General features: G+C 70.9%; 20 protein-coding genes. 15 read left to right on the top strand and 5 right to left on the bottom strand.

The window, feature by feature from the left end:
* Positions 1 to 87 precede the first annotated feature (87 nt).
* Positions 88 to 1,464 (bottom strand): DUF4331 domain-containing protein, encoded by a 1,377-nt coding sequence (locus tag FXF51_RS15040; RefSeq protein ID WP_148435070.1) that lies wholly within the window; start codon positions 1,462 to 1,464, stop codon positions 88 to 90.
* Positions 1,465 to 1,681: 217 nt separating this feature from the next.
* On the opposite strand from FXF51_RS15040, the gene FXF51_RS15045 reads away from it, so the two are divergent.
* The 3 genes from FXF51_RS15045 (at position 1,682) to FXF51_RS15055 (ending at position 6,027) form a co-directional block, all read left to right on the top strand.
* Positions 1,682 to 3,403 (top strand): ABC transporter ATP-binding protein, encoded by a 1,722-nt coding sequence (locus FXF51_RS15045; protein WP_262379532.1) that lies wholly within the window; start codon positions 1,682 to 1,684, stop codon positions 3,401 to 3,403.
* Positions 3,404 to 3,497: 94 nt separating this feature from the next.
* A complete protein-coding gene (gene hutU / locus FXF51_RS15050; RefSeq protein ID WP_148435072.1) occupies positions 3,498 to 5,147 on the top strand; it encodes a urocanate hydratase in 1,650 nt (549 codons plus the stop codon).
* 46 nt (positions 5,148 to 5,193) lie between these two features.
* Positions 5,194 to 6,027, top strand: a complete 834-nt coding sequence (locus tag FXF51_RS15055; RefSeq protein ID WP_148435073.1) for a MurR/RpiR family transcriptional regulator — start codon at positions 5,194 to 5,196, stop codon at positions 6,025 to 6,027.
* Here the strand turns inward: FXF51_RS15055 and FXF51_RS15060 are convergent.
* Positions 6,007 to 6,756, bottom strand: coding sequence for an ABC transporter permease (locus tag FXF51_RS15060; RefSeq protein ID WP_148435074.1), 750 nt, complete (start codon positions 6,754 to 6,756; stop codon positions 6,007 to 6,009). The two genes, FXF51_RS15055 and FXF51_RS15060, sit on opposite strands and share 21 nt — an antisense overlap.
* Positions 6,753 to 7,706 carry an ATP-binding cassette domain-containing protein gene (locus FXF51_RS15065; RefSeq protein WP_187414379.1) on the bottom strand — a complete coding sequence of 318 codons (954 nt, stop codon included), beginning with the start codon at positions 7,704 to 7,706 and terminating at the stop codon, positions 6,753 to 6,755. Before FXF51_RS15065 ends, FXF51_RS15060 begins: the two co-directional genes overlap by 4 nt.
* 124 nt (positions 7,707 to 7,830) lie before the next feature.
* Between FXF51_RS15065 and FXF51_RS15070 the strand changes: the two genes are divergently transcribed.
* The 5 genes from FXF51_RS15070 to FXF51_RS15090 all read left to right on the top strand — a co-directional run bounded on the left by FXF51_RS15070 (position 7,831) and on the right by FXF51_RS15090 (position 13,287).
* Entirely contained in the window at positions 7,831 to 8,517 is a 687-nt protein-coding gene (locus tag FXF51_RS15070; protein ID WP_148435075.1) for an SDR family oxidoreductase, read from the top strand.
* A gap of 32 nt (positions 8,518 to 8,549) precedes the next feature.
* Positions 8,550 to 9,716 carry an allantoate amidohydrolase gene (locus FXF51_RS15075; protein WP_148435076.1) on the top strand — a complete coding sequence of 389 codons (1,167 nt, stop codon included), beginning with the start codon at positions 8,550 to 8,552 and terminating at the stop codon, positions 9,714 to 9,716.
* A 31-nt stretch (positions 9,717 to 9,747) separates the two neighbouring features.
* A complete protein-coding gene (locus FXF51_RS15080) occupies positions 9,748 to 11,073 on the top strand; it encodes a formimidoylglutamate deiminase (protein WP_148435077.1) in 1,326 nt (441 codons plus the stop codon).
* A complete protein-coding gene (gene hutI / locus FXF51_RS15085) occupies positions 11,073 to 12,239 on the top strand; it encodes an imidazolonepropionase (RefSeq protein ID WP_148435078.1) in 1,167 nt (388 codons plus the stop codon). Before FXF51_RS15080 ends, hutI begins: the two co-directional genes overlap by 1 nt.
* Positions 12,240 to 12,345: 106 nt before the next feature.
* Positions 12,346 to 13,287, top strand: coding sequence for an RNA polymerase sigma factor RpoD/SigA (locus FXF51_RS15090; protein WP_148435079.1), 942 nt, complete (start codon positions 12,346 to 12,348; stop codon positions 13,285 to 13,287).
* A gap of 70 nt (positions 13,288 to 13,357) precedes the next feature.
* Here FXF51_RS15090 and FXF51_RS15095 read toward each other — a convergent pair whose 3' ends face one another.
* A complete protein-coding gene (locus tag FXF51_RS15095; RefSeq protein WP_148435080.1) occupies positions 13,358 to 13,927 on the bottom strand; it encodes a TetR/AcrR family transcriptional regulator in 570 nt (189 codons plus the stop codon).
* 79 nt (positions 13,928 to 14,006) lie between these two features.
* Here FXF51_RS15095 and FXF51_RS15100 point away from each other — a divergent pair, with 79 nt between their 5' ends.
* Both FXF51_RS15100 and FXF51_RS15105 read left to right on the top strand, forming a co-directional pair.
* Positions 14,007 to 14,810, top strand: coding sequence for an alpha/beta fold hydrolase (locus tag FXF51_RS15100; RefSeq protein WP_222871282.1), 804 nt, complete (start codon positions 14,007 to 14,009; stop codon positions 14,808 to 14,810).
* Between the two features lie 10 nt (positions 14,811 to 14,820).
* A complete protein-coding gene (locus tag FXF51_RS15105) occupies positions 14,821 to 15,582 on the top strand; it encodes an MOSC domain-containing protein (protein ID WP_187414380.1) in 762 nt (253 codons plus the stop codon).
* On the opposite strand, the gene FXF51_RS15110 is transcribed toward FXF51_RS15105, so the two are convergent.
* Positions 15,575 to 16,501, bottom strand: coding sequence for an ABC transporter substrate-binding protein (locus tag FXF51_RS15110; protein ID WP_262379533.1), 927 nt, complete (start codon positions 16,499 to 16,501; stop codon positions 15,575 to 15,577). The two genes, FXF51_RS15105 and FXF51_RS15110, sit on opposite strands and share 8 nt — an antisense overlap.
* Before the next feature lie 209 nt (positions 16,502 to 16,710).
* On the opposite strand from FXF51_RS15110, the gene FXF51_RS15115 reads away from it, so the two are divergent.
* The 5 genes from FXF51_RS15115 to FXF51_RS15135 all read left to right on the top strand — a co-directional run bounded on the left by FXF51_RS15115 (position 16,711) and on the right by FXF51_RS15135 (position 24,339).
* Positions 16,711 to 18,063, top strand: coding sequence for an ammonium transporter (locus FXF51_RS15115; RefSeq protein WP_148435083.1), 1,353 nt, complete (start codon positions 16,711 to 16,713; stop codon positions 18,061 to 18,063).
* A complete protein-coding gene (locus FXF51_RS15120) occupies positions 18,060 to 18,398 on the top strand; it encodes a P-II family nitrogen regulator (protein ID WP_080042393.1) in 339 nt (112 codons plus the stop codon). The genes FXF51_RS15115 and FXF51_RS15120 overlap by 4 nt, the downstream gene beginning before the upstream one ends.
* Positions 18,399 to 18,501: 103 nt before the next feature.
* Positions 18,502 to 20,727 (top strand): [protein-PII] uridylyltransferase, encoded by a 2,226-nt coding sequence (locus FXF51_RS15125; protein ID WP_148435084.1) that lies wholly within the window; start codon positions 18,502 to 18,504, stop codon positions 20,725 to 20,727.
* Between the two features lie 177 nt (positions 20,728 to 20,904).
* Positions 20,905 to 23,895, top strand: coding sequence for a nitrate- and nitrite sensing domain-containing protein (locus tag FXF51_RS15130; protein WP_187414381.1), 2,991 nt, complete (start codon positions 20,905 to 20,907; stop codon positions 23,893 to 23,895).
* Between the two features lie 21 nt (positions 23,896 to 23,916).
* Entirely contained in the window at positions 23,917 to 24,339 is a 423-nt protein-coding gene (locus FXF51_RS15135; RefSeq protein WP_043616017.1) for a roadblock/LC7 domain-containing protein, read from the top strand.
* Positions 24,340 to 24,348 lie beyond the last annotated feature (9 nt).

Here is a 24,348-nt window from a genome sequence, read left to right on the forward strand (position 1 = left end):
TTCTGTGGCGGCAGACGATGGGAGACGGGATGCCTGCCGCCGGGGAAGGACCGGCCGGGTTGGAGAGGGAACCGACCGGTCAAGTGGTCATCGCTGGTTCACTGCCACGTTGCTGGGCAGCGGGATGTACGGGAACGTCTTGTCGAAGGGCTTGTCGTTCGCGTCCACCTTGTCCGTCAGGCCGGGGATGAGCTTGCCGCTCTGCGCGGCGCCGGCGACGGCCTGCAGCTCGATGTCCACGACGTCGTCGGCGAGCCGGCGGCCGTTCGGGAAGCCCTGCAGGTCACCGCCGAGGACGCCGAGCCTGTTCGGGTCCTTGGTGACGGGGATCGACATGTTGAGCCTGAGCTGCTCGGAGCCGCGCTGCTTGCCGGCGTCCTTGTTGAGCGACTGGGCGTTGAGGTCGGCCTTGATGGGGCCGTTGTTCTTGGCGATGCCGCTCAGGAAGATCTGCACCAGGTCGTTGCGCGGGGTCGCGGGCGCCTTGATGCCGTAGATGGACTCCAGGAGCCTGGCGACCTCGGGGTTGGTGACCCGGTCGACGAGCGCCTTGACGTCGGCGTCCTTGGACGGGTCGAGCGCGTTGTAGGCGTCCTTCATGCCGGCGGCGGCCACCAGCTCGTTCACCAGCGGGTTGCACAGGCGGGAGACCTGCACGAACGAGCTGCCGTTGAACTTGTCGGTGGTGGAGCAGACGCCGATCACCGGGTTGCGCTTCGGGTCGCCCTTGAGCGCCAGGTCGGCCTGGGGGACCTGGAGTGCCACGGTGTTGACGTTGTAGCCCTTGAGGGTGTCCTGGCCGACGAGGGACAGGTCGCCGCCGTAGAGCAGGTCGAACACGCGCAGGTCCAGGAAGAAGGCCTCGTCCGCCTGCCCGGAGTAGGTCTTGCCGCCGCCGGGAAGGCTCTTGATCGCCTGGTTGCGCAGGGTCGCGTAGTTCGGCATGGAGGCGGCGCCGACGTTGCTGGGGGCGACGGGACCGTCGCTGACCAGGGTCTTGGAGCCGCTGGGGGTGATCCGCTTGAGCGTGTAGCGCTGGCGGAAGAGCAGGTTCTTGTCGTCCAGCGAGGTGACGGGACCGTTGTTGTAGAGGAACGTGTCGTTGCCGCGCTTGTCGTCGTTGCGGAACGTCCACTCGTACGTGATGTCGGTCTTGCCGTCGCCGTCGTTGTCGATCTTTATGTTGTGCCGTGACTTGGTGGCGAACGGGTAGAAGTTCGGGCCGCCGTTGGGCTCTTCGAACGGGATCCAGTTCGAGATCAGGGTCACGGAGTCGGGCTTGTCAGGGCTGACGAACGCGTACACGTCGGTGTTGTCGTGCTGCGGGTCGTTCGAGATCGCTGGGGCCTCGCGGTGGGAGGAAGCGGTGCCGGAGTCAGTGCGGAACGCGGCCATCGACGAGGCGGCGACCGCTACGGCGAGACCTATCCCGACTAGAGCGCGCCGGTGGATCCGGAGCTCCATGTTCGGTCCTTTCAGAAGGGCTGATCGTGACTTTCGAGGTTCCGGCCGGGTTCCTCGACGCCCTATTCGTCCGTGGGCCGCCGCCGGATGTCGGTCTCCTCCTTGAGAATGAGGGTCAACCAAAGTTGACATACTTTGGTCGTCAATTTAGGTTGACGTGGTATCGGGGGTGCCGATCGCGGCGCTTCATTCGTTGTCGGGAAAGTTGAGCAATATCGTGAGAGGAGTCGCGGTGGTCAAGGAGCTGCTCGCCTACGTCCGCCCGCACCGGAGAGTGCTCGTCTGGGGCGGGTTACTGAGCCTGATCGGCTCCGCGGCGGGGCTGTCGATGCCGTTGCTGGCCAAGTACGTGGTGGACGCCTTCGGCCAGGGCGTGTCGATGGCCGGGCCGCTGATCTGGCTGACCGTGGCGGTGCTGATCGGCGCGGTCGTCTCGGCCGGGGGAAGCTACCTGATGGAGCGGACGGGCGAGGGCATCGTGCTCGGCGCCCGGCGCCGGCTCGTGGACCGGATGTTGCGGCTGAAGGTCGCCGACGTGGACCGGCTCAAGCCCGGCGACCTGTTGTCGCGGGTCACCGGTGACACGACGTTGCTGCGCGCGGTGCTGACCAACGGCATCGTGGAGTCCGTCAGCGCCGCCTTCATGCTGGTCGGCGCGATCGTCATGATGGCGGCCATGGACGGCGTGCTGCTGCTGGTCACGCTGCTCATCGTGGTGGTCATCGGCGGGATGGTGGCGCTCATCATGCCGAAGATCCAGCGGGCGCAGTCGCACGCCCAGGAGGCCGTGGGCGAGATGGGCGCCGTGCTGGACCGGGCGCTGCAGGCGTACAGGACCGTCAAGGCCAGCGGCGCGGAGGAGCGGGAGATCGGCGTGGTCGGCGAGGCCGCGACGCGGGCCCGCGACCGCGGGCTGCAGGTCGCCGGCTGGACGTCGCTCGCGGGGGTGGCGACGTGGATGGCGGTGCAGATCTCGTTCCTGGCGGTGCTGGCGGTGGGCGGCGCGCGGGTCGCCTCGGGCACGCTGGACGTGTCGTCGCTGATCGCGTTCCTGCTCTACCTGTTCTACCTGGTGCCGCCGATCGGGCAGCTCGTGCAGGGCGGCGTGCAGTTGCAGCAGGGCCTGGCGGCGATGGCGCGGATCAAGGAGATCGAGGACCTGCCGGCCGAGCAGGTGAGCGTCGCCGCGCCGGCGGCCGGGCGGCCGGTCGGGGTGCGCTTCGAGGACGTCGTCTTCCGCTACGGCGACGACCGCCCCGTCGTGCACGACGGCGTCACCTTCGAGGTGCCGCCGGGCGGCCTGACCGCGCTGGTCGGGCCGTCGGGGGCGGGCAAGTCCACGGTGTTCGCGCTGCTCGAACGCTTCTACGAGCACCAGGGCGGCACGATCGTGGTGGACGGCAGGGACATCCGCGAGTGGCCGCTGGGCGAGCTGCGGGCCGCGTTCGGCTACGTCGAGCAGGACGCGCCCGTGCTGGCCGGCACGCTGCGCGAGAACCTGCTGTTCGCCGCCCGCGACGCCACGGAGGAGGAGCTGCGCGCGGCGATCGCGCGCACCCGGCTCGACGACCTGGTGGACAGGCTGCCCGAAGGGCTGGAGACGGCGGTCGGGCACCGCGGCGTGCTGCTGTCGGGCGGCGAGCGGCAGCGCGTGGCGATCGCCAGGGCGCTGCTGCGCAAGCCCAGGCTGCTGCTGCTCGACGAGGCCACCTCGCAGCTCGACGCGGTCAACGAGCTGCGGCTGCGCGAGGTCGTCGCCGAGGTCGCGCGGGAGACGACGGTGCTGGTCATCGCGCACCGGCTGTCCACGGTGACGGGCGCGGACCGGATCGTGGTCATGGAGGGCGGCGGCGTGCGGGCCGTGGGCACGCACGAGGAGCTGGTGGGCGAGGACGAGCTGTACAGGGAGCTGGCGGCCACCCAGTTCCTGGTCAGCTGAGGACTTCCCGCAACAGCCCGGTCTGCCACTGCGGCTGACGCCGGATTCCGGGCTAGTCTCTTCGTGAATGGGTTCATTCACGAAGGGACCGCCCATGAGCAGGACCGTCCGCGCCCCGCGAGGCACCACCATCACCGCGAAGGGCTGGCCGCAGGAGGCTGCGCTGCGCATGCTCCAGAACAACCTGGACCCCGAGGTGGCCGAGCATCCCGAGCAGCTCGTCGTCTACGGCGGCTCGGGCCGGGCGGCGCGTGACTGGCCGTCGTTCGACGCGCTGGTCAGGACGCTGACCACGCTGGAGGGCGACGAGACGCTGCTGGTGCAGTCGGGGCGCCCGGTGGGCGTGTTCCGCACCCACGAGTGGGCGCCCCGGGTGCTCATCGCCAACTCCAACCTGGTGCCCGACTGGGCGAGCTGGGAGGAGTTCCGGCGGCTGGAGGCGGCCGGCCTGACGATGTACGGGCAGATGACCGCCGGCTCGTGGATCTACATCGGCACCCAGGGCATCCTCCAGGGCACCTACGAGACGTTCGCCGCCGTCGCCGACAAGCGCTTCAGTGGCACGCTGGCCGGGACGATCACTCTCACGGCGGGCCTCGGCGGCATGGGCGGCGCCCAGCCCCTGGCCATCACCATGAACGGCGGCGTGGCCATCTGCGTCGACTGTGACCCGCGCTCGGTGGCCCGCCGCATCGAGCACCGCTACCTCGACGTCGAGGCGGCCTCCCTGGACGAGGCGCTGCGGCTGGCCTACGAGGCCCGCGACGCCCGCAGGCCGCTGTCCATCGGCGTCGTCGGCAACGCCGCCGAGGCGCTGCCCGACCTGCTGGCCCGCGGCGCGGAGATCGACATCGTCACCGACCAGACCTCGGCCCACGACCCGCTGATGTACCTGCCGCTCGGCGTGGCCTTCGAGGACATGGCCACCGAGCGCGACAAGGACCCGGCCGGCTTCACCGAGCGGGCCCGCACGTCCATGGCCCGGCACGTCGAGGCCATGGTGGGCTTCAAGGACGCCGGGGCCGAGGTCTTCGACTACGGCAACTCCATCAGGGGCGAGGCCAAGCTGGCCGGCTACGCGCGGGCCTTCGACTTCCCCGGCTTCGTGCCCGCCTACATCAGGCCGCTGTTCTGCGCGGGCAAGGGCCCGTTCCGCTGGGCCGCGCTGAGCGGCGACCCGGCCGACATCGCCGCCACCGACCGGGCCATCCTGGAGCTGTTCCCCGAGAACGAGGCGCTGGCCAGGTGGATCAGAAAGGCCGGCGAGAAGGTGCACTTCCAGGGCCTGCCCGCGCGCATCTGCTGGCTCGGCTACGGCGAGCGCGACGTCGCGGGCGAGCGGTTCAACGACATGGTGGCCTCCGGCGAGCTGCGTGCGCCGGTCGTCATCGGCCGCGACCACCTCGACAGCGGCTCCGTCGCCTCCCCCTACCGGGAGACCGAGTCGATGGCCGACGGCTCCGACGCGATCGCCGACTGGCCGTTGCTCAACGCCATGCTCAACACCGCCTCCGGCGCCGCCTGGGTGTCCATCCACCACGGCGGCGGCGTGGGCATCGGCCGCTCCGTCCACGCCGGCCAGGTGACGGTCGCCGACGGCACCGCGCTGGCTCGCGAGAAGCTCAACAGGGTGCTCACCAACGACCCGGGCACAGGCGTGATGCGGCACGTGGACGCGGGGTACGAGGAGGCCAATGAGGTGGCTGAGAACAAGGGCGTACGTATTCCGATGCGGGAGTCGTGACTCTGCAACGGGATGAGAATGCCGGCCCTGCGGCGTTGGAGGTGGCGTGGCGGACGGATATCACGGTGGGCTCGACGTGCTCCTGGATGGACGGAGGCTGTCGCCCGTACAACGGAGGATCGCGCACTATCTCAGCGAGCACCTGGACGAGGCGATCTTCCTGTCCAGCGTGGAGCTGGCGGAGCGGGCCGGGGTCAGCCAGCCGTCCGTGACCAGGTTCGCCATGGTCCTGGGCTTCGCGGGCTACCCCGAGCTGCGCCAGGCGCTGCGGCCGCTGGTGCTCGGCGGCGGCGTGGAGGCGCCGCAGGAGAGCCTGCTGCGCGGCGCCATCGACTGCGAGATCCGCAACCTCGCCCTGGTCAGGGAGCGGCTGGCGGCGTTCCCGCTGAAGGAGCTGGGCGAGCAGCTCGCCGCCACCGAGCCGCTGCCCGTGCTCGGGCTGCGCGTCTCGTGCGGGCTGGCCACCACGTTCGCCTACTACGCCCGCCGCATCCACCCCGACGTGCGGCTGCTCACCCATGGCGGCTCCGAGCTGATCGACGGGCTGCACGCGGCCCGCAGGGCCGGGGCCGAGTGGGTGGTGGCCGTGGTCCTGCCGCGCTACCCGGCGGAGGTGCTGCAGGGGCTGGAGTACGCGGAGAAGCTCGGGCTCAGGGTGGCCGCCATCACCGACAAGCCCGCCTTCCCCGCCGAGATCGTGCTGGACGCGCCGGTGGGCGACCGGCTCGTGTTCGACTCGCACGCGGCGCCGCTGGCGCTGGCCATGGCCCTGGTGGAGGCCATGGCCGACGCCGCGCCGCTGCGCACCCAGGCCAGGCTCGACGAGTACGAGCGGATGACCGAGGAGACCGGCACGTTCCTACCCGGCGATCTTTCCTAGCGACCGCATCGACCACATCGTGGTGATCACCGCCAGCGCCACGAACAGGCCGAACGCGATCGGGATCGACGGGTCGCCCAGCCGCCCGTCGAACAGCGCCCGCCCCGCCTCGACCGCGTGGTAGAGCGGGTTGGCCGGCGCCAGGAACCGCATCCAGTCGGGCGCGAACGAGATCGGCACGAACAGCCCGGCCAGCAGCATGACCGGCAGCATGAACAGGTTGAGCGTCTGCGACATGCCGTTCTCGTCCCGTACGGTCAGCGCCAGCCCCTGCGACAGCCCCGAGGCGAACAGCCCGGTCGCGGCCATCAGCAGCAGCACCAGCACCATCTCCAGGGCGCCGATCCGCACGCCCATGGCGATGGCCACGACCAGCACCAGGATCGCCTGGAAGACCAGCACCACCATGTCCTTGGCCACCCGGCCGAGCACGATGGCGGGCCGCCAGGCGGGGCTGACGGCGTAACGCTCCAGCGAGCCGCCGCGCAGCTCGGCGATCAGCCCGAAGCCGGAGAACAGCGAGCCGAAGACGGCGATCATCATCATGGACGCGGGCGTGAACATGCGCAGCGCGTCCACCGTCGTGCCGCCCGGAGTCAGCGACTTCAGCAGCGGCGCGAACATCAGCAGGTACAGCACCGGCTGCATGATGCCGAACAGCGGCCAGATCGGGTTGCTGAACGACTTCCTCAGCTCGTAGCCGGTGAACAGGACGGTGTGGCGGATCATGTGTCGGCTCCAGCGTCGCGAAGGGTGCGGCCGGTCTTGGCCAGGAAGACGTCGTCAAGCGTGGAGCGGTCGAGCGCGATCGAGGTCAGGCCGACGCCCTGCTCCTCCAGCGCGCGCAGCAGGGCGGGCAGCGTGTGCTCGCCGTCGTCCACGTAGACGCGCAGCAGGTCGTCGTCGGTGCGGACCTCGCGGGCCAGCGGCTTGAGCGTTTCCGCGGCGTGCTCCTGCTCGTCCACCCTGAGCGTGATCACGTCGCCGGAGACCTCGCGCTTGAGGTCGGACGGGGTGCCCTCGGCCACGACCAGCCCGTGGTCCACGATCATCAGCCGGTCGCACAGCGCGTCGGCCTCGTCCAGATAGTGGGTGGACAGCAGCACGCTGGTGCCGGCCTCGCGCAGTTGCCTGATCCGATCCCACAGGTTGGCGCGGTTCTGCGGGTCGAGGCCGGTGGTGGGCTCGTCGAGGAAGAGCAGCGGCGGGTTGTGCACGAGGCCGATGGCGATGGCCACGCGCCGCTTCTGCCCGCCCGACAGCGTACGGCCGGGACGGTCGGCCATCTCGGTCAGGTCGAAGCGCTCCAGCACCTCGGCGGTGGCCCGCCGGGGATCGGCCACGGCGTGGATCCGCGCGGCCATCATGATCTGCGCCCGCGCGCTCGTGGTCTCCTCGACCCCGCCGGCCTGGCTGACGTAGCCGAGGTCGCGCCGCACGCTCGCGGGCTCCTTCAACAGGTCGTGCCCCGCGACGGTGGCCGTGCCCGCGTCGGGGACGATCAGCGTGGACAACATCCTGATGGTGGTGGTCTTGCCCGCGCCGTTCGGCCCCAGCACGCCGAAGATCTCACCCTTCTTCACCTCGAGGTCCACGCCGCGCACGGCCTCGACGGTCTGGGTGCCCTTCCTGCTCCTGGTGCGGAACGTCTTGCGCAGGCCGTACGCCTGGATGATCATCGTGCTCCTTCGGTCCCTCAGGTTCGCCTTCGGTGCAGCCGGTCGAGCCGGGCCATCCTGCCATGCGACACGAGCGATATCTCCTGCTTTTCCGGCGGTGCGGTGGGATCAATAAGCTCCTCCTATGACTGATCGACCGAAGGCGCTGGTCACAGGCGCCTCCAGGGGTGTCGGCGCGGCCGTCGCGAGAGCCCTGGCCTCGACCCATGACGTGCTCCTCGGCGGCCGGGACGAGGCGGCGCTGACGGCGCTGGCCGCCGAGCTGCCCGGCTCCCGGCCGTGGCCGGTGGAGCTGACGCGGGTCACGGCGGCCGACGTCGAGGACGTCGAGCGGCTCGACGTCCTCGTGCACAGCGCCGGGGTCAGCGTGCTGGGCCGCATCGCCGACCAGCCCGCCGACGTGTGGCGGCGGACGATGGAGGTCAACGTCGTCGCGGTCGCCGAGCTGACCCGGCTGCTGCTGCCCGCGCTGCGCGCGGCCGGCGGCCACGTCGTGTGCGTCAACTCGGGCTCCGGCCAGCGGGCCAACCCCGACTGGGCGTCGTACGCGGCCAGCAAGTTCGCCCTCAAGGCGTTCGCCGACGCGCTGCGACTGGAGGAGCCCGCGCTCCGGGTCACCACCGTCTACCCGGGCCGGACCGCCACCGACATGCAGCGCGGCGTGCGTGCCTTCGAAGGAGGCGAGTTCGAGCCGGAGAAATACCTCCGGCCGGAATCCGTGGCCCGCGCGGTGCTGGCCGCCGTCACGGCCGGGCCCGACGCGCACCTCACCGAGCTGACCCTGCGCCCCCGGGGAGGCCCGGTCAACTGAAAGTGAATGGATCCATTCACTAGAGTGGCTGCATGCTTGAGCCACTCGCACACCTGGGACGAGATCCGGAGACCGGCGGTTACCTTCGCGACGCGTGGTCGGAAGCCGACCTGGAGCTGCGCGAGTGGTTCGCGGGCGAGGCCGCGCGGCGCGGCCTCGCCCTGCACGACGACCGCAACGGCAACCTGTGGGCCTGGTGGGGCAGCCCGTCGCCGCGGCGCCCCGGCGTCGTCACCGGCAGCCACCTCGACTCCGTACGGCAGGGCGGCGCCTACGACGGGCCGCTCGGCGTGGTGTCGGCCTTCGCCGCGCTCGACCTGCTCCGCGAGCGGGGCGTGACACCGTCCGTCCCGCTGGGGGTGGCCTGTTTCAGCGACGAGGAGGGCGCCAGGTTCGGCGTGCCGTGCGCAGGCTCGCGGCTGCTCACCGGGGTGCTCGCGCCCGAGCGGGCGCTCGCGCTCACCGACGACGACGGCGACACGCTGGCCGACGTGCTGAAACGAGCCGGGCGCAGGCCGCACGAGCTGGGCAGGGACGACGAGACGCTGGCCTGCGTCGGCACGTTCGTCGAGCTGCACGTCGAGCAGGGCCGCGGGCTCGTCGCCGAAGGCCGTCCCGTCGGCGTGGCCGAGGCGATCTGGCCGCACGGGCGGTGGCGGTTCGACTTCCGCGGGCGGGCCGACCACGCGGGCACCACCAGGCTGGCCGACCGCGACGACCCGATGCTGCCGCTGGCCCGCATGGTGCTGGCCGCGCGCGAGTCGGCCGAGCGGCGCGGGGTGGTGGCCACCGTCGGCAAGGTCCGCGTCTCGCCCGGCAACGCGAACGCCATCCCCGGCCTCGTCTCGGCCTGGCTCGACGCGCGCGGCGCGTCCGAGCAGGCCGTGCGCGCGCTGGTGGCCGAGCTGTCGCAGGAGGCGGAGGTGCGCGAGGAGTCGTGGACGCCGGTCGTCACCTTCGACACGGCGCTCAGGGACCGGATCGCCAGGGCCGCGGGGGGCGACACGCCCGCGCCGATCCTGCCCACGGGCGCCGGTCACGACGCCGGGATCCTCGCCGCGGCAGGCGTCCCGAGCGCGATGTTGTTCGTCAGGAACCCCACGGGCGTGTCCCATTCCCCCGGTGAGCATGCCGAACGGGCAGACTGCGAGGCGGGAGTCGTGGCACTCGCGGACGTGCTGGAGGAGCTGTGTCGGTGACCTACTGGTGCGAGTGGGCGCTGGAGGAGCTGTGTCGCTGACGTACTGGTGCGAGCAGGCCTGGCTGCCCGGCGGGGTCGCCGCCGACGTGCTCGTCCAGATCGACGGCGCCAGGATCACGCGGATCACCCAGGGCACGCCGGGCCCGGCGGCCGTGCGGTTGCCTGGGCTGACGATCCCCGGCCTGGCCAACGCCCACTCCCACGCCTTCCACCGCGCGCTGCGGGGCGCCACCCAGCGCGGCGCGGGCGACTTCTGGACCTGGCGCGAGCGCATGTACGAGGTGGCCGGCCGCCTCGACCCCAGTTCCTACCAGCGGCTGGCCACGGCGGTGTACGCCGAGATGGCGCTGGCGGGCGTCACCTGCGTGGGCGAGTTCCACTACCTGCACCACGACCAGGGCGGCCGCCCCTACCAGGACGACCCCAACGCGATGGGCCACGCCCTCATCAGGGCGGCCCGCGCCGCGGGCCTGCGCATCACGCTGCTCGACACCTGTTACCTGTCGGGCGGCATCGGCGTCCCCCTGTCCGGCGTGCAGCTCCGCTTCAGCGACGGCGACTCGGAACGCTGGGCGACCAGGGCCGGCCTGCTGGCAGCGGCCTACGAGGGGCAGCCCGACGTGGAGATCGGCGCGGCCATCCACTCGGTGCGGGCGGTGCCGCCCGACCAGATGCCGGTCGTGGCGGAGTTCTCCCACCGGCACGCGGCCCCCCTGCACATGCACGTCTCCGAGCAGCGGGCGGAGAACACGGCGTGCGTGGAGATGTACGCGGCCACGCCCGTCCAGGTCCTGCACGAGCGCGGCGCGCTCGGCCCGCGCTCGACCGCCGTGCACGCCACTCACCTGACCGACGTGGACGTCGAGCTGCTCGGCCAGTCGGGCACCTACATCTGCATGTGCCCCACCACCGAACGCGACCTCGCCGACGGCATCGGCCCCGCCAGGGCCGCCGCCGACCGGGGCGCGCAGATCACGCTGGGCTCCGACAGCCACGCCGTGATCGACCTGTTCGAGGAGGCCAGGGGCATGGAGCTGAACGAGCGGCTGGCCAGCAGGAAGCGCGGCCACTGGCCCGCGGCCGACCTGCTCGCCGCCGCCGGCGGCGCCGGCCACGCCTCGCTCGGCTTCCCCGACGCCGGCCTGCTCGTGCCCGGCGCCTGGGCCGACCTGGTGTCGGTACGCCTCGACTCCGTACGCACGGCGGGCACGTCAGGGCTGGAGGCCGTGGTGTTCGCGGCGACGGCGGCCGACGTGCACTCCGTGGTGTCCGGCGGCCGTCGGGTCGTGGAGAACGGCGAGCACGTGCTGGGCGACGTCGCTGCCCTGCTGACCGAGGCGATCGAGGAGCTGTGATGACCACTGCCACGACCACTGCCACGACCACGCTGATCGACGGGATCGGCCTGCTCTACACCGGCGACCCGGAACGCGAGGAGATCGCCGACGCCGCGCTCGTCATCGAGGACGGCCTGGTCGCCTGGTCGGGCCCGGCCGCCGAGGCGCCCGCCGCCGACGAGCGGGTGGACGCCGCGGGCCGGGCGGTGATCCCCGGCTTCGTCGACAGCCACAGCCACCTGATCTTCGCCGGTGACCGTACGGCCGAGTTCCAGGCCCGCATGTCCGGCGAGCCTTACACCGGGGGCGGCATCAGGACCACGGTCGCCGCCACCCGCGAGGCCGGCGAGGCCGAGCTGGCCACGCACGCCTTCTCCCTGGTACGCGAGATGCGCGCGCAGGGCACCACCACCGTGGAGATCAAGAGCGGTTACGGCCTGTCCGTCGAGCACGAGCGGCGCTCGCTGGAGATCGCCACCACGCTCACCGACGAGACCACCTTCCTGGGCGCGCACGTCGTGCCCGCCGGCATGGACACCGACGCCTACGTGCGGCTCGTGTCCGGGGAGATGCTGGAGGCGTGCGCCCCGTACGCGAAGTGGGTGGACGTGTTCTGCGAGGAGGGCGCGTTCGACGGCGACCAGACGCGGGAGATCCTGACGGCCGGGCAGAAGGCGGGGCTCGGCGTGCGCGTGCACGCCAACCAGCTCACCGAGGGGCCGGGGGTGCGCATCGCGTGCGAGCTGGGCGCCGCCTCGGCCGACCACTGCACGCATCTGAGCGCGGCCGACGTGGACGCGCTGGCCTCGTCGGGGACGGTGGCGACGCTGCTGCCGGGGGCCGAGTTCTCCACCCGGTCGCCGTACCCGGACGCGCGGCGGCTGCTGGACGCCGGGGTGAGCGTGGCGCTGGCCACCGACTGCAACCCGGGCTCGTCGTTCACCTCGTCGATGGCGTTCTGCGTGGCGCTGGCCGTGCGGGAGATGCGGATGACACCGCTGGAGGCGATCAGGGCGGCCACGTACGGCGGGGCGCGCGCGCTGCGCCGTACGGACGTAGGCTGGTTGAGGCGCGGAGCTCGCGCGGACCTCGTCATCCTCGATGCCCCCTCCTATGTCCACCTGGCTTACCGGCCCGGCGTCCCCCTCGTTCACCAGGTGTTCCTCGGCGGTCTCCTCCTTTAGGAGGACATCCAGAACCATCCCGCAGGCGTAGTTGTTGAGGGAATCTTTGCATCTGGCCGGACGTTGGCCGGGTATAGAACGCAGCTGCGGAACGAGGTGCCTGGGGATGGCAAGGCCTACGGGGAGTCGCACGCAGGAGCAGCATGTCGCTGACCGCGATCTGCTGGGGACGTATCTGGCCGAGATCGGCCGCGTCCCGCTGCTCACGGCGGAGGAGGAAGTCGAGCTCGCCAAGCGGATCGAGGCGGGTCTCTTCGCGGAGCAGCTGCTCGACAGCGGGGGCTCGGAGCCGCGGATCGGGGACGCGGCCGACGAGGAGCTGGAGCGCCTGGCCATCTCGGGCCAGCGAGCCAAGGAGGAGTTCATCCAGGCCAACCTGCGCCTCGTGGTGGCGGTGGCCAGGAAGTATTCGGGGCGGGGCATGCCGCTGATCGACCTGGTCCAGGAGGGGAACCTGGGTCTGGTTCGCGCGGTGGAGAAGTTCGACTACCGCCGGGGGTACAAGTTCTCCACCTACGCCACGTGGTGGATCAGGCAGTCGGTGGGGCGGGCCATCCACGAGCAGGCCAGGCCGGTGCGCCTGCCGACGCACGCCGGTGAGCAGATGACCCGGCTGATGCGGGTGCGGCGCGACATGCTGGCGGAGTTCGACGCCGAGCCGACCGACGACGACCTCGCCGGGATCCTCGACCTGCCGATCGAGCGGGTCCGCGAGCTGCGCCGCTGGGCCTCCGACCCGGTCTCGCTCCAGCTCGGGGTGGGCGACGAGGACGAGACCGAGCTGGGCGACATGATCGCCGACGAGACGTGGGCCGATCCCGAGCAGCAGGCGATCGACATCCTGGAGCGGGAGCGGCTCGACCAGTGGCTGACCGGGCTCGAAGGCGTCACCAGCGAGATGCTGCGGTGGCGGTACGGGCTGGTGGACGGCCGCGAGCACACGCTGACGGAGGTGGGCGAACGGTACGGCATCGGCCGCGACCGGGCCCGCCGCATCGAGCGTGACGCGCTGGCGCGGCTGCGCAAGATGGCCACCGCGGCCGCCTGACTTCTCGGCAGGCCGCCGCCGACGCACCTGGGGAGGTGGCGCGTCGGCGGCGGCCTTTCTTGTTCCGCGGTCAGTCCGTGCGCAGCAGGCGCCGCAGGAACTCCTCGACGGCCGCCTCCGCCGTGGCCTGGTCGCCGCCGCGCGCCACCAGCAGCGCGCTCTCGTTGACGGCCGCCAGCAACATGTGCGCGTGCAGGTCCAGGAAGCCGGCCGGCACCGCTCCTGTGGCGCCGAGCGCCGCCTTCAGCATGCCGAACGAGTAGCGCTCCTCCATGGCGCGCCACCGCTCCCACCCCAGCACCGCCGGGGCGTCGATGAGCACGATGCGCCTGATGACCGGGTCGGCGGCCAGCCGGATCCAGGTGCGCAGGCCGATCAGCAGGGCCGCCTCCGCGCTCGGCGCGTCCCGCACCGCTTCGGTGATCTTCTTTCCCACGGCGGCCTCCGTGGCTTCCAGCACCGCCTCGAACAACGCGTCCTTGCCCGCGTAGTGGTGGTAGAGCGCGCCTCTGCTCAGCCCTGACTCCTGCAGCACGGTCTCGATCGAGGTGTCGTCGTAGCCCCTGTCGGCGAACAGCCGCGTGGCGATGGTCAGGACCTTCTCGCGGGTGGCCGCACCACGCTCTGCCTTGAGGTTCATGGACCCACTGTAGACAAACCGACTATCGGTCGGTAATTTCATAGACCGACAGTCGGTTTGTGAAATGGAGGAGCCTCCCATGAAGGGAATCAGCTACGTGGACGTGGGCCAGGGGCCGGTCAGCCTGTTCGTGCACGGCGTCGGCACCAGCTCCCATCTGTGGCGCAACGTCATCGCCGAGCTGCGCGACGAGCGCCGGTGCATCGCCGTCGACCTGCCGCTGCACGGCGGCAGCGCCCCGCGCGACGACCTGTCCATCCCCGCGCTCGCCGAGGCCGTCGAGGAGCTCTGCGAGCACCTCGGCCTCACCGGCATTGACCTCGTCGCCAACGACACCGGCGGCGCGGTGGCCCAGATCTTCGCCGTACGGCACCGCGAACGCCTGCGCACACTCACCCTCACCAACTGCGACGTGCACACCAACACCCCGCCCGAGGCGTTCAAGCCCACCGTGGAGCTGGCCGCCAAGGGCGAGCTGGCCGCGCTGACCGCGATCCTGCTCGACCAGCCCGAGCTGCTGGCGCAGACCGCGCTCGGCGAGGGCTACGAGCACATCGAAGACCCGGCGGCGGTGGTGGACGCCTACCTCAGGCCGATCCTCAGCAAGCCCGGCGGCGGGCAGGCGTTCGAGCGCCTGCTGACCTCCATCGACGCCAAGGACATGATCGCCATCGAGCCGCAGCTCACCGTGCTCACCGTGCCGACGCTCCTGGTGTGGGGCACGGGCGACCCGTTCTTCGAGCTGAGCTGGGCCCGCTGGCTGCGCGACACGATCCCGGGAGTCAAGGAGATCGTGGAGATCGAGGGCGGGCGGCTGTTCTTCCCCGAGGAGCGGGCCGCCGAGCTGGTGCCGCACCTGAGGAGGTTCTGGGCCCAGACGTAAGATCGACGGCATGCGAGTCGAGACGTTGCGCCGTTATCCGGTCAAATCCATGCTCGGGGAAGAGATCGCCGAGAGCCGGGTGAGCGAGCGCGGGCTCGACGGCGACCGGGCGCGCGCCGTGCTCGACGTCGCCACAGGAAAGATAGCCAGCGCCAAGAACCCCCGGCTCTGGAGCGCGCTGCTGACCGTCGAGGGCTCGCGGGCGCCGGGCGACGCGGAGCTGTCGGAGCTGCTCGGGCGCGAGGTCCGGCTGATCGACGTGCCGCCGGAGGGCGCCGAGCTGGAGCGGTCCGTGCCCGAGCGGGTGCTGGCCGAGGGCATCGAGGCCGAGGTGCCCCACACCATGACCACGATCGGCGCGGGCTCGCCGGAGGGCACGTTCTTCGACTTCGCGCCGATCCACCTGATCACCACCTCCACCGTCGAGCGGATCGGCGCGCTCGGTCCGCGCGGGCACGTCGAGGCCCTGCGTTACCGGCCGAACCTGGTGATCGCGACGGAGCCCGAGGGCTTCGTGGAGAACGACTGGGCGGGGCGTGAGCTGCACGTCGGCGACGACGTGGTGCTGCACGTCATCGTGGCCAGCCCGCGCTGCGCGGTGCCGACGCTGGCGCACGGGGCGCTGGAGCGCGACACCGACGCGTTGCGGACGGTGGCCAGGCACAACCGGGTTCCGGTCTTCGACCGGGAGCCGCAGGCCTGCGCGGGTGTGTACGCGCGGGTCCTGCGGCCCGGGGTCGTCAGAACAGGCGACCCGGTAAGACTCAGGTGAGTGGCGTCAGGTACTTGTCCAGGTCGTCGAGGATCTTGCCGGCGGCGGTGACGCCGATTCCGGTCATCCAGATCTCGTCGTCCACGTTGAAGGCGTGCTCCGCCTTGACCGCCTTCAGGTTCTTCCACAGCGGCCCGGCGGTGACCTCGGCCTGCGACTTGGCCGCCGCGTCACCGTACGCCGTGTAGAAGATCGCGTCGGCGTCGCCCTTCGCGATGTTCTCCTGGCTGATCTTGCCGAAGCGCTTGTCCTCCTGGTCGGCGAGCTGCTGCGCCTCCGGCCTGGGGATGCCGGCGTCGCCGAGGACGATGCCGCTGAACGACTCGGGGCCGTACAGGCGGATCTCGGTAGGCATGAAGCGCACGATGCCGACCTGCAGCTCGGCGAACTTGGCGCCCACCTCCTTGGCGCGTGTCTCGTACCCGGTCAGGAGCTGCCGCGCCTGGTCCTTCTTGCCCAGCGCCTCGGCGTCGAGCAGGAAGTTGTCCTTCCAGGTGATGCCGACCTTCTCGGTGAACACGGTCGGGGCGATCTTGGAGAGCTTGTCGTAGAAGGCCGCCTGCCGGAACTTCGAGCCGAGGATGAGGTCCGGCTTGAGCGCCATGATGGCCTCGAGGTTGAGCTGCTGGAGCGTGCCGACCGGCTTGGTGTCCTTCAGGGCGGTGCCGAGGTATTCCGGCCAGGTCTGATTCTCCTGCGCCTGTGCCGCGCCGACGGGGGAGAGGCCGAGGGAGACCATGGTGTCGAGCTTGTCCGTGTCGAGCACGACGACGCGTTTCGGCGTCATGGGCACCTTGGTCTCGCCCATGGCGTGCTTGACGGTCCTGGTGGGACCGGCTTCCTGGGAGGTGGTCGAGGTCCCGCACGCGGTGAGCGCTAACACGGGGAGCATGGCGGCGATGGCCAGGCGGAGACGCATACGCATTCCTTGATCGCTTAGGTAAGGCAAGCCTAAGTATCTCATGTCCGGTTTGGCGAAGCCGAAATCGGGCCTGTGAGAAGCCCGAAACGAACGTGAAACACCATCGCGGCGAGATTCACGAATGTGAAACACACCTGGTCGAGCCACGAAACCCCGGGAGAACACGCTGTGGCCACACGTCACATGTAAGAAGGAGGGTCGCTTCGATGATCGACAGCGGCACTACCGCCTGGATGCTGGTATGCACCGCCCTGGTGCTGCTGATGACTCCGGGCCTCGCGTTCTTCTACGGGGGTATGACCCGGGCCAAGAGCGTCTTGAACATGATGATGATGTCGTTCGTCGCCATCATCGTCGTGACGGTCGCCTGGGTCCTTTACGGCTACTCCCTCGCGTTCGACACCGCCGGCGAAGGCGGTGGTATCAACCAGATCATCGGAGGACTCGACTACGTCGGTCTGAGCGGGGTCTTCAACGCCGTCTATGAGGGTTTGATCGTCGAGGGCGGAAACGTGACGGCCGAGGCCGCCGCCGCCGACAACTTCCCGCTGATGGTGTTCTCCGCCTTCCAGCTCACCTTCGCCATCATCACCGTCGCGCTGATCAGCGGCGCCATCGCCGACCGGGCCAAGTTCGGCGCATGGGTGTTGTTCTCGCTCATCTGGGCCACGGTGGTCTACTTCCCCGTCGCCCACTGGGTCTGGGGCGGCGGCTGGCTGACCCAGCTCGGCATCGAGGACTTCGCCGGCGGTACGGTCGTGCACATCAACGCCGGTGCCGCGGCGCTCGCGCTCGCGCTCGTCCTGGGCAAGCGCACGGGCTGGCGCAAGGAGCCCATGCGGCCGCACAACCTGACCCTGGTGCTGCTCGGCACCGGTCTGCTGTGGTTCGGCTGGTTCGGCTTCAACGCCGGCTCCGAGCTGGCCCCCGACCAGACCGCCGGTCTGGCGTTCATGAACACGCAGGTCGCCACGGCCGTCGCCGCCGGCGCCTGGCTCGTGGTGGAGAAGCTGCGCGACGGTCACGCGACCACGCTCGGCGTCGCCTCCGGCGCGGTCGCCGGTCTGGTCGCCATCACCCCGGCCTGTGGTTTCGTCGACCCGTGGGCGGCCGTCGTCATCGGCCTGCTCGCCGGTGTGGGCTGCGCCTACGCCGTGGGCCTGAAGTACAAGCTGGGCTTCGACGACTCCCTCGACGTGGTCGGCGTGCACCTCGTCGGCGGTGTCATCGGCGCGGTCGCGCTGGGCTTCGTCGCCGCCTACCCGTTCCTGCCCGGCCAGAACAAGGGCATCCTGATCGAGGGCGGGCAGATCAGCCAGCTCGGCCTCCAGGTGCTCGGCCCGGTCGCCGTCGGCGGCTACTCCTTCGTGATGTCGTGGGTGATCGGTAAGATCATCGACAAGACCATGGGCTTCCGGATCAACCAGGAGGCCGAGGTCACGGGCGTCGATGTCTCCACGCACGCCGAGACCGGCTACGACCTCGGCACGGTTTACGCCTCCGGCCACACCTCCTCCAACGGTCCCACCGCACCCGCTCCCAAGAAGGTGGAAGCATGAGGCTCATCACGGCGATCATCAAGCCCTTCAAGCTCGACGACGTGAAGGCCGCCCTGGAGCAGTTCGGCATCAAGGGCATGACGGTCAGCGAGGCGAGCGGCTACGGCCGCCAGCGCGGCCACACCGAGGTCTACCGCGGCGCCGAGTACCAGGTGGACCTGGTGCCGAAGGTCCGGCTGGAGGTCCTCGCCGACGAGGATGACGCCGAGGACGTGATCGACGTCATCGTCAAGGCCGCGCACACCGGCAAGATCGGTGACGGCAAGGTCTGGTCGGTTCCGGTCGACACCGTCATCCGGGTGCGTACTGGGGAGAGGGGTCCGGAGGCCCTGTGATGACGAGCTCGGCCGAGGGTGTCCGAGTAAGAGGGTCTTTCACGGATCCGTGGCGAAGCCAGGACAACGGCGTCCTGGCGGAGCTCGGCAAGGGGGCACGACAGTGAGGGGAGAGGCCCGTTCGTACGCCGCGGCCCGCAAGGAGCGGACCGCGGACACCGATCGCTGGCTCAAGGATCTCTTCCGCACGGCGAGCGACGGCGACCACGTCTCACTGGTCGCCGTCGGGAGCCTGGGAAGGGGGGAGCTGGCGCCCGGCAGCGACCTCGACCTGGTGCTGCTGCACAACGGCCGGGCTGACGTGGCCAGGGTCGCCGACCGCATCTGGTACCCGATCTGGGATTCGGCGGTCAACCTCGACCACTCCGTACGCACCGTGGAAGACGCGGTGTCCGTCGCCCGCCAGGATCTCAAGGCCGTGCTCGGCCTCATCCAGGCCAGGCACGTGGCCGGCGACCCCGACCTGACCAGGAAGGCAAGGGAGGCGGTGCTGGCCGAATGGCGCGCCGACTCCCGGCGCAGGCTCGGCGAGCTGCGCGAGTCGGCCGACAAGCGGGCCCAGGTCAGCGGCGAGCTGGCCTTTCTCCTGGAGCCCGACCTCAAGGACGGCCGCGGCGGGCTCCGCGACGTGCAGGCCATGCAGGCGGTGGCCGCCGCCTGGGTCGCCTCGGCGCCGGGCCCCCGGGCGCGCGAAGCCTACGAGTTCATTCTCGACGTGCGGCACGCGCTGCACGTCGTCACCGCCCGAGGCACCGACCGGCTGGTCCTCCAGGAGCAGGACGCGGTCGCCGGGCTGCTCGGCCTCCTCGACGCCGAGGCGCTGATGCGCAGGCTGGCCGAGGCCGGCCGGACCATCTCCCACGCCTTCGACGCCACCTGGCGCACCGTTGACAGGCTGGTGTCAGGGCCCGCGCCGCGTGGCCGCCGCCCGCTGGCCGACGGCGTCGTCGAGCACGGCGGCGAGGTGGTGCTCGCCAGGGGCGTCGATCCGCGCAAGGACCCGGTCCTGGTGCTGCGCGCCGCCGCCGCCGCGGCCGACGCGGGGCTGCCGCTCGCGCCCGCCACGGTGTCCGTCCTGGCAGCTCAGTCGCCGCCGATGCCGGTGCCGTGGCCTGAGGAGGCGCGTGACGCGCTGGTGTCGATCCTCGGCGCGGGCCGCGCCGCCGTGCCCGTGTGGGAGGAGCTCGACCAGGCGGGCATCCTTGTCAAGCTGCTTCCTGACTGGGAGCGCGTACGGCACCGCCCGCAGCGCAACCCGATCCACCGCTTCACGGTCGACCGGCACCTGATCGAGGCCGCCGCGAACGCCGCCAGCCACACGCGTGACGTCTCCCGCCCCGACCTCCTGCTCATCGGAGCTTTGCTGCACGACGTGGGCAAGGGCTGGCCCGGCGACCATTCGGCGACCGGCGAGGTCGTGGTGCGCGACATCGCCACGCGCATCGGCCTGCCGCCGGCGGACGTCGAGACGCTGGCCACCGTCGTACGCCATCATCTGCTGCTCCCCGAGACCGCCACGCGCAGGGACCTCGACGATCCGGTCACGATCGAGAAGGTCGCCGCGACCGTCGGCTCGCGCGAGGTGCTCGACCTGTTGGCCGCGCTGGCGGTCGCCGACGGCAACGCGACCGGCCCCGCGGCCTGGAACAGCTGGAAGGCCGGCCTGGTCGCCGACCTGGTGCGCCGGGTCAGGTCCGTGCTGGCGGGCTCGCCGCCGCCGAAGCCGCCCACGCTCTCGGCCGAGCAGGCCGGGCTCGCCCGCCACGGCGGCGGCGCCGTGCGCGTCAACGGGGGAGCGGTGACGGTCGTCGCCCCCGACCGGGTGGGGCTGTTGTGGAGCGCGGCGGGCGTGCTGTCCGCGCACCGGCTCGTCGTGCGTTCCGCGTCGTCCGCCTCCGCGGGCTCCACGGCGGTGATCGAGTTCTCCGTCATCCCCGAGTACGGCTCTCCGCCGGACCCCGCGACGCTGGAGTCAGACCTCCGTCTCGTCCTTGCTGGACGTCTTGACATCGAACAGAGGCTGGCCCGCCGCACCCGCTCGGTCAGGCCGCCCCGCGTGCCCGTGGCTCCACCTCGGGTGACACTGGTCGACGACGCCTCCGCCACCGCCACCGTGGTGGAAGTCAGGGCCCATGACAGGCCGGGGCTGCTGTGGCGTATCGGACGGGCGTTCGGTGAGTGTGGTCTTGACGTACGAGCCGCTCGCGTGGAGACTCTCGGCGCGGAGGCGGTTGACGTCTTCTATGTTGTGGACCGCGCGGGTCGCCCCCTCAGCGACGACGCGCAGAGGGCGCAAGTGCGCGATCACGTCCTTGCCGCACTGCGATAACCAACAGCACACGAGTACCGGTCACGTTTGTAACAATTGTGTCCGATATGCCTGATAAGTCAGATGCTGCGGATACCTTGTGGACGGCTTATGACCCGTTGCGGGCGGGACGATTGAGGGGTAGCGGGAGCGGTGACTACGGGGAATTCTGGCAGCGGCCCAGCAGGTGGCCCAGCCTTGCGGCAGGACCGCGACAAGCGGTCGTTGTCGCGGCTCGGCCTGAGAAACTGGCGCGTGAGGTGGCGGCTCACAGCGCTCATCCTGGTGCCCACCATCGCCGCCGTCGTGCTCGGGGGAACACGAGTGGTGGAGTCGGTGCAGAGCATCGACGTCTACGATCGCACCGCCACCGCGGCGGTGCAGGCCGGTCACATCCGCGATCTGGTGCAGGCCATCGGCCTGGAGCGTGACACCGGCGGCTGGATCGGCGCCAACCGCGCGATGCGTAAGGAACTCGCCGACGACTACGCGCAGCGCAAGGCCGCCGTCGACTCGCTGGTCAAGACCGTGCGGGCCGACCTCACCGCGATGGACGACTCCTACGGCCCGCGCGTGGTCAAGGCCGCCGGCCAGGCGAGGTACGACCTGAGCCGCCTGTCGAAGATCAGGACCGAGGGCCAGACCGAGACCATCCGCTACAACTTCCTCACCGACACCCTGCTCGACCTGCACGACGAGCTGGCCCTGATGTCGGACGACTCCCAGATCGTCGGCCAGTTCCGCGCCCTCAGCGCGCTGGCGTCGGCCAAGGAGGAGATGTCCCGTCAGCGCGTCCAGCTCATCCAGAACAGCTACAACCCGAACAGGACGGACGCCAAGGACGTCGAGCAGTTCATCGCGTCCAACGCCCTCCAGCAGAGCGCGATCGGCTCCGTGGGCGCCGAGGCCGGCGTCGAGGTGGGCCTCAAGCTGTCCAAGGCGCTGACGTCCAAGCAGGAGTACGTCAACGTCCAGCTCACCAAGGCCCGCGCGATCGCGCTGGTCAGCGCCCGCGAGCCGGGCGCCCGCATCGTCGACAACCTCATCTCCGCCAGGGCGGAGCGCCTGGACTGGTTCAACCAGAACACGGCCGCCATCGACGTGCTGCACAACATCGAGAAGGACCTGGCCTCCCGTGTCGGCCTGCGCAGCCAGGAGCTGCGCTCCGCCGAGACCCGCAGCGCGATCATCGCCGGCTCACTCATCGTGGCGCTGCTGATCGTCGTCCTGCTTCTCACCGTCGCCATCGCCCGCTCCATGGTCGGCCCGCTGCGCCGGCTGCGCACCGAGGCACTGGAGGTCGCCGGGTTCCGGCTGCCCGACGTGGTGCGCCAGCTACGCGTCAGCGGCGACACGGCCGTGCGCGACGTGGCGCCCATCGAGGTCGAGGGCAACGACGAGATCGGCGAAGTGGCCAGGGCCTTCGACCAGGTGCACCGGCAGGCCGTCCGCCTGGCGGGCGAGGAGGCCGAGCTGCGCAGCAACATCAGCTCGATGTTCGTCAACCTCTCGCGCCGCACGCAGACGCTGGTCGAGCGGCAGATCTCGCTGATCGACGGCCTGGAGAAGGGCGAGCAGGACGGCGGCCGGCTGGCCGACCTGTTCAAGCTTGACCACCTGGCCACCCGCATGCGCCGCAACTCCGAGAACCTCCTGGTGCTGGCCGGCCACGAGGCCACCCGCCGGCGCAGCCAGCCGGCCAAGCTGGTCGACGTCGTGCGCGCCGCCCTGTCGGAGGTCGAGGGGTACGAGCGCGTCCAGGTCAAGGTGCACCGCGCCACCTCCGTGCTCGGCAGCTGCGCCAACGACCTGGTCCACCTGGTCGCCGAGCTGGTCGAGAACGCCATCCAGTTCTCTCCGAACAACTCTCAGGTCATCGTCACCAGCAGCCTCATCGAGGGCGGGGGCGCGCTGCTGTCGGTGAGCGACACCGGCATCAGCATGACCGAGGACGAGCTGGCCGAGGCCAACCGCCGCCTGGCGGAGCCGCCCGTGGTCGACGTGTCGGTCTCCCGGCGCATGGGCCTGTTCGTGGTCGGCCGCCTGGCGCTGCGCCACGGCATCCGGGTGCAGCTCCGCAGGGGCGAGGGCGCAGGCCTGATCGCCATGGTGCTGCTGCCGCCCACGCTGATCGCCGACGGGACGCAGCAGCCGCTGCCGCAGCGCCCCGCGTTCGGCGGCGGCAGCGTGCCCAGCCAGCCGGCGGCGCCGCTCGCGCAGAACGGGTCGTTCCGGTCGTTCGCCAGCTTCGACTCCTTCGACGCGGGGCCCGCCAGGCAGGGGCCGCCGTTCGAGAACGGCAGGCCGCGGCACGCGGGACCGCCGTCGGACCCCTTCGACAGCGGCGCGCCCGCGCAGGGCACCGGCGCCTTCGACAGCGGGGCCTTCAACAGCGGGGCCTTCAACAGCGGGCCCCCCAGCGGCGGCCCCGGCAGGCACGCGCCGCGGACGCACGACAGCACGCCGGGCATGCCCAGGCCGGGCTCGGGAGCGTTCAACTCCGACCCGGGCAGAGGGGGCGTCAGCGGCTTCACCGCCGACACCGACGGCGGCTCCTACCGCAGGCCACCGGCCTCGCGCGACACCGGGTCGTTCCCTTCGTTCCCCAGCGGTTCTTCTTATCCGTCTGGTAATGGCGCGTTCCAGACGCCGCCGCCGTCCGCGTTCCAGACGCCGCCGCCGGCGTTCCCGACGAACGACGTGCGGCAGCCGGATCCAGCGCCGTCGGTGGAGGTCTCGCCGCTGGAGCAGGAGCAGGAGGAGTTCCTGCCGATCTTCGCGTCGGTGGAGTCCGCCTGGTTCCGCAGGCCACAGGACGAGGCCCCGGCGCAGCGGGCCGCCGCGGACCAGCCCAGTGGTGAGCCCGGTGGTGAGCCCGGCTCCGCGCAAGCCGTACCCTCTGGGGAGGAAGCGTGGCGAACGGCCGCGGACGCCGGATGGCAGGCGGCGGCCAGAGCCAGCGATCCCAGCCTCGGCGGCATCACCGCCGCCGGGCTCCCCAAGCGGACCCCCAAGGCCAACCTGGTGCCGGGCACGGCGAGCCGGCCCGCGCAGGCGCAGCAGCCGCAGAGGCAGGCGCCGGTGCCCCCGGTCTCACCCGACCGGATGCGCAGCAGGATGGCCAGCTATCAGCAGGGTGTCCGACGGGGCCGCCAGGAAGTACGTGGACAGGAGGAACGAAGTGAGTAAGCGTCCCGCCGGGGAGGATGCGTGACAACCCTTAGCCACGAGGCGCACAGGTTCGACTGGCTGATCACCGACTTCGTACGCAACACGCCCGGAGTCGCGCATGCCGTCGTGGTCTCGGCGGACGGGCTCTGCCTGGCCGCGTCGGAGGGCTTCCCTCCGGACCGGGCCGACCAGCTCGCCGCGGTCTCCGCGGGTCTGCTGAGCCTGACCGTGGGTGCCTCCAGGGTGTTCGAGGGCGGTGCGGTGACGCAGACCGTCGTCGAGATGCAGCGCGGTCTGCTGCTGGTCATGGCGATCAGCGACGGCTCCGTGCTGACGGTCTTGGCGGGTCCGGATTGTGACATGGGGCTGGTGGCGTATCAGATGACGTTGCTGGTAGACAGGGCGGGGCAAGCGCTCACGCCGGCCCTGCGCGCGGAGCTGCAGGCCGCCAGGACCCGGTGATGTGATGGA

This window comes from Nonomuraea sp. PA05 (assembly GCF_008086045.1).
GTDB lineage: Bacteria > Actinomycetota > Actinomycetes > Streptosporangiales > Streptosporangiaceae > Nonomuraea > Nonomuraea monospora.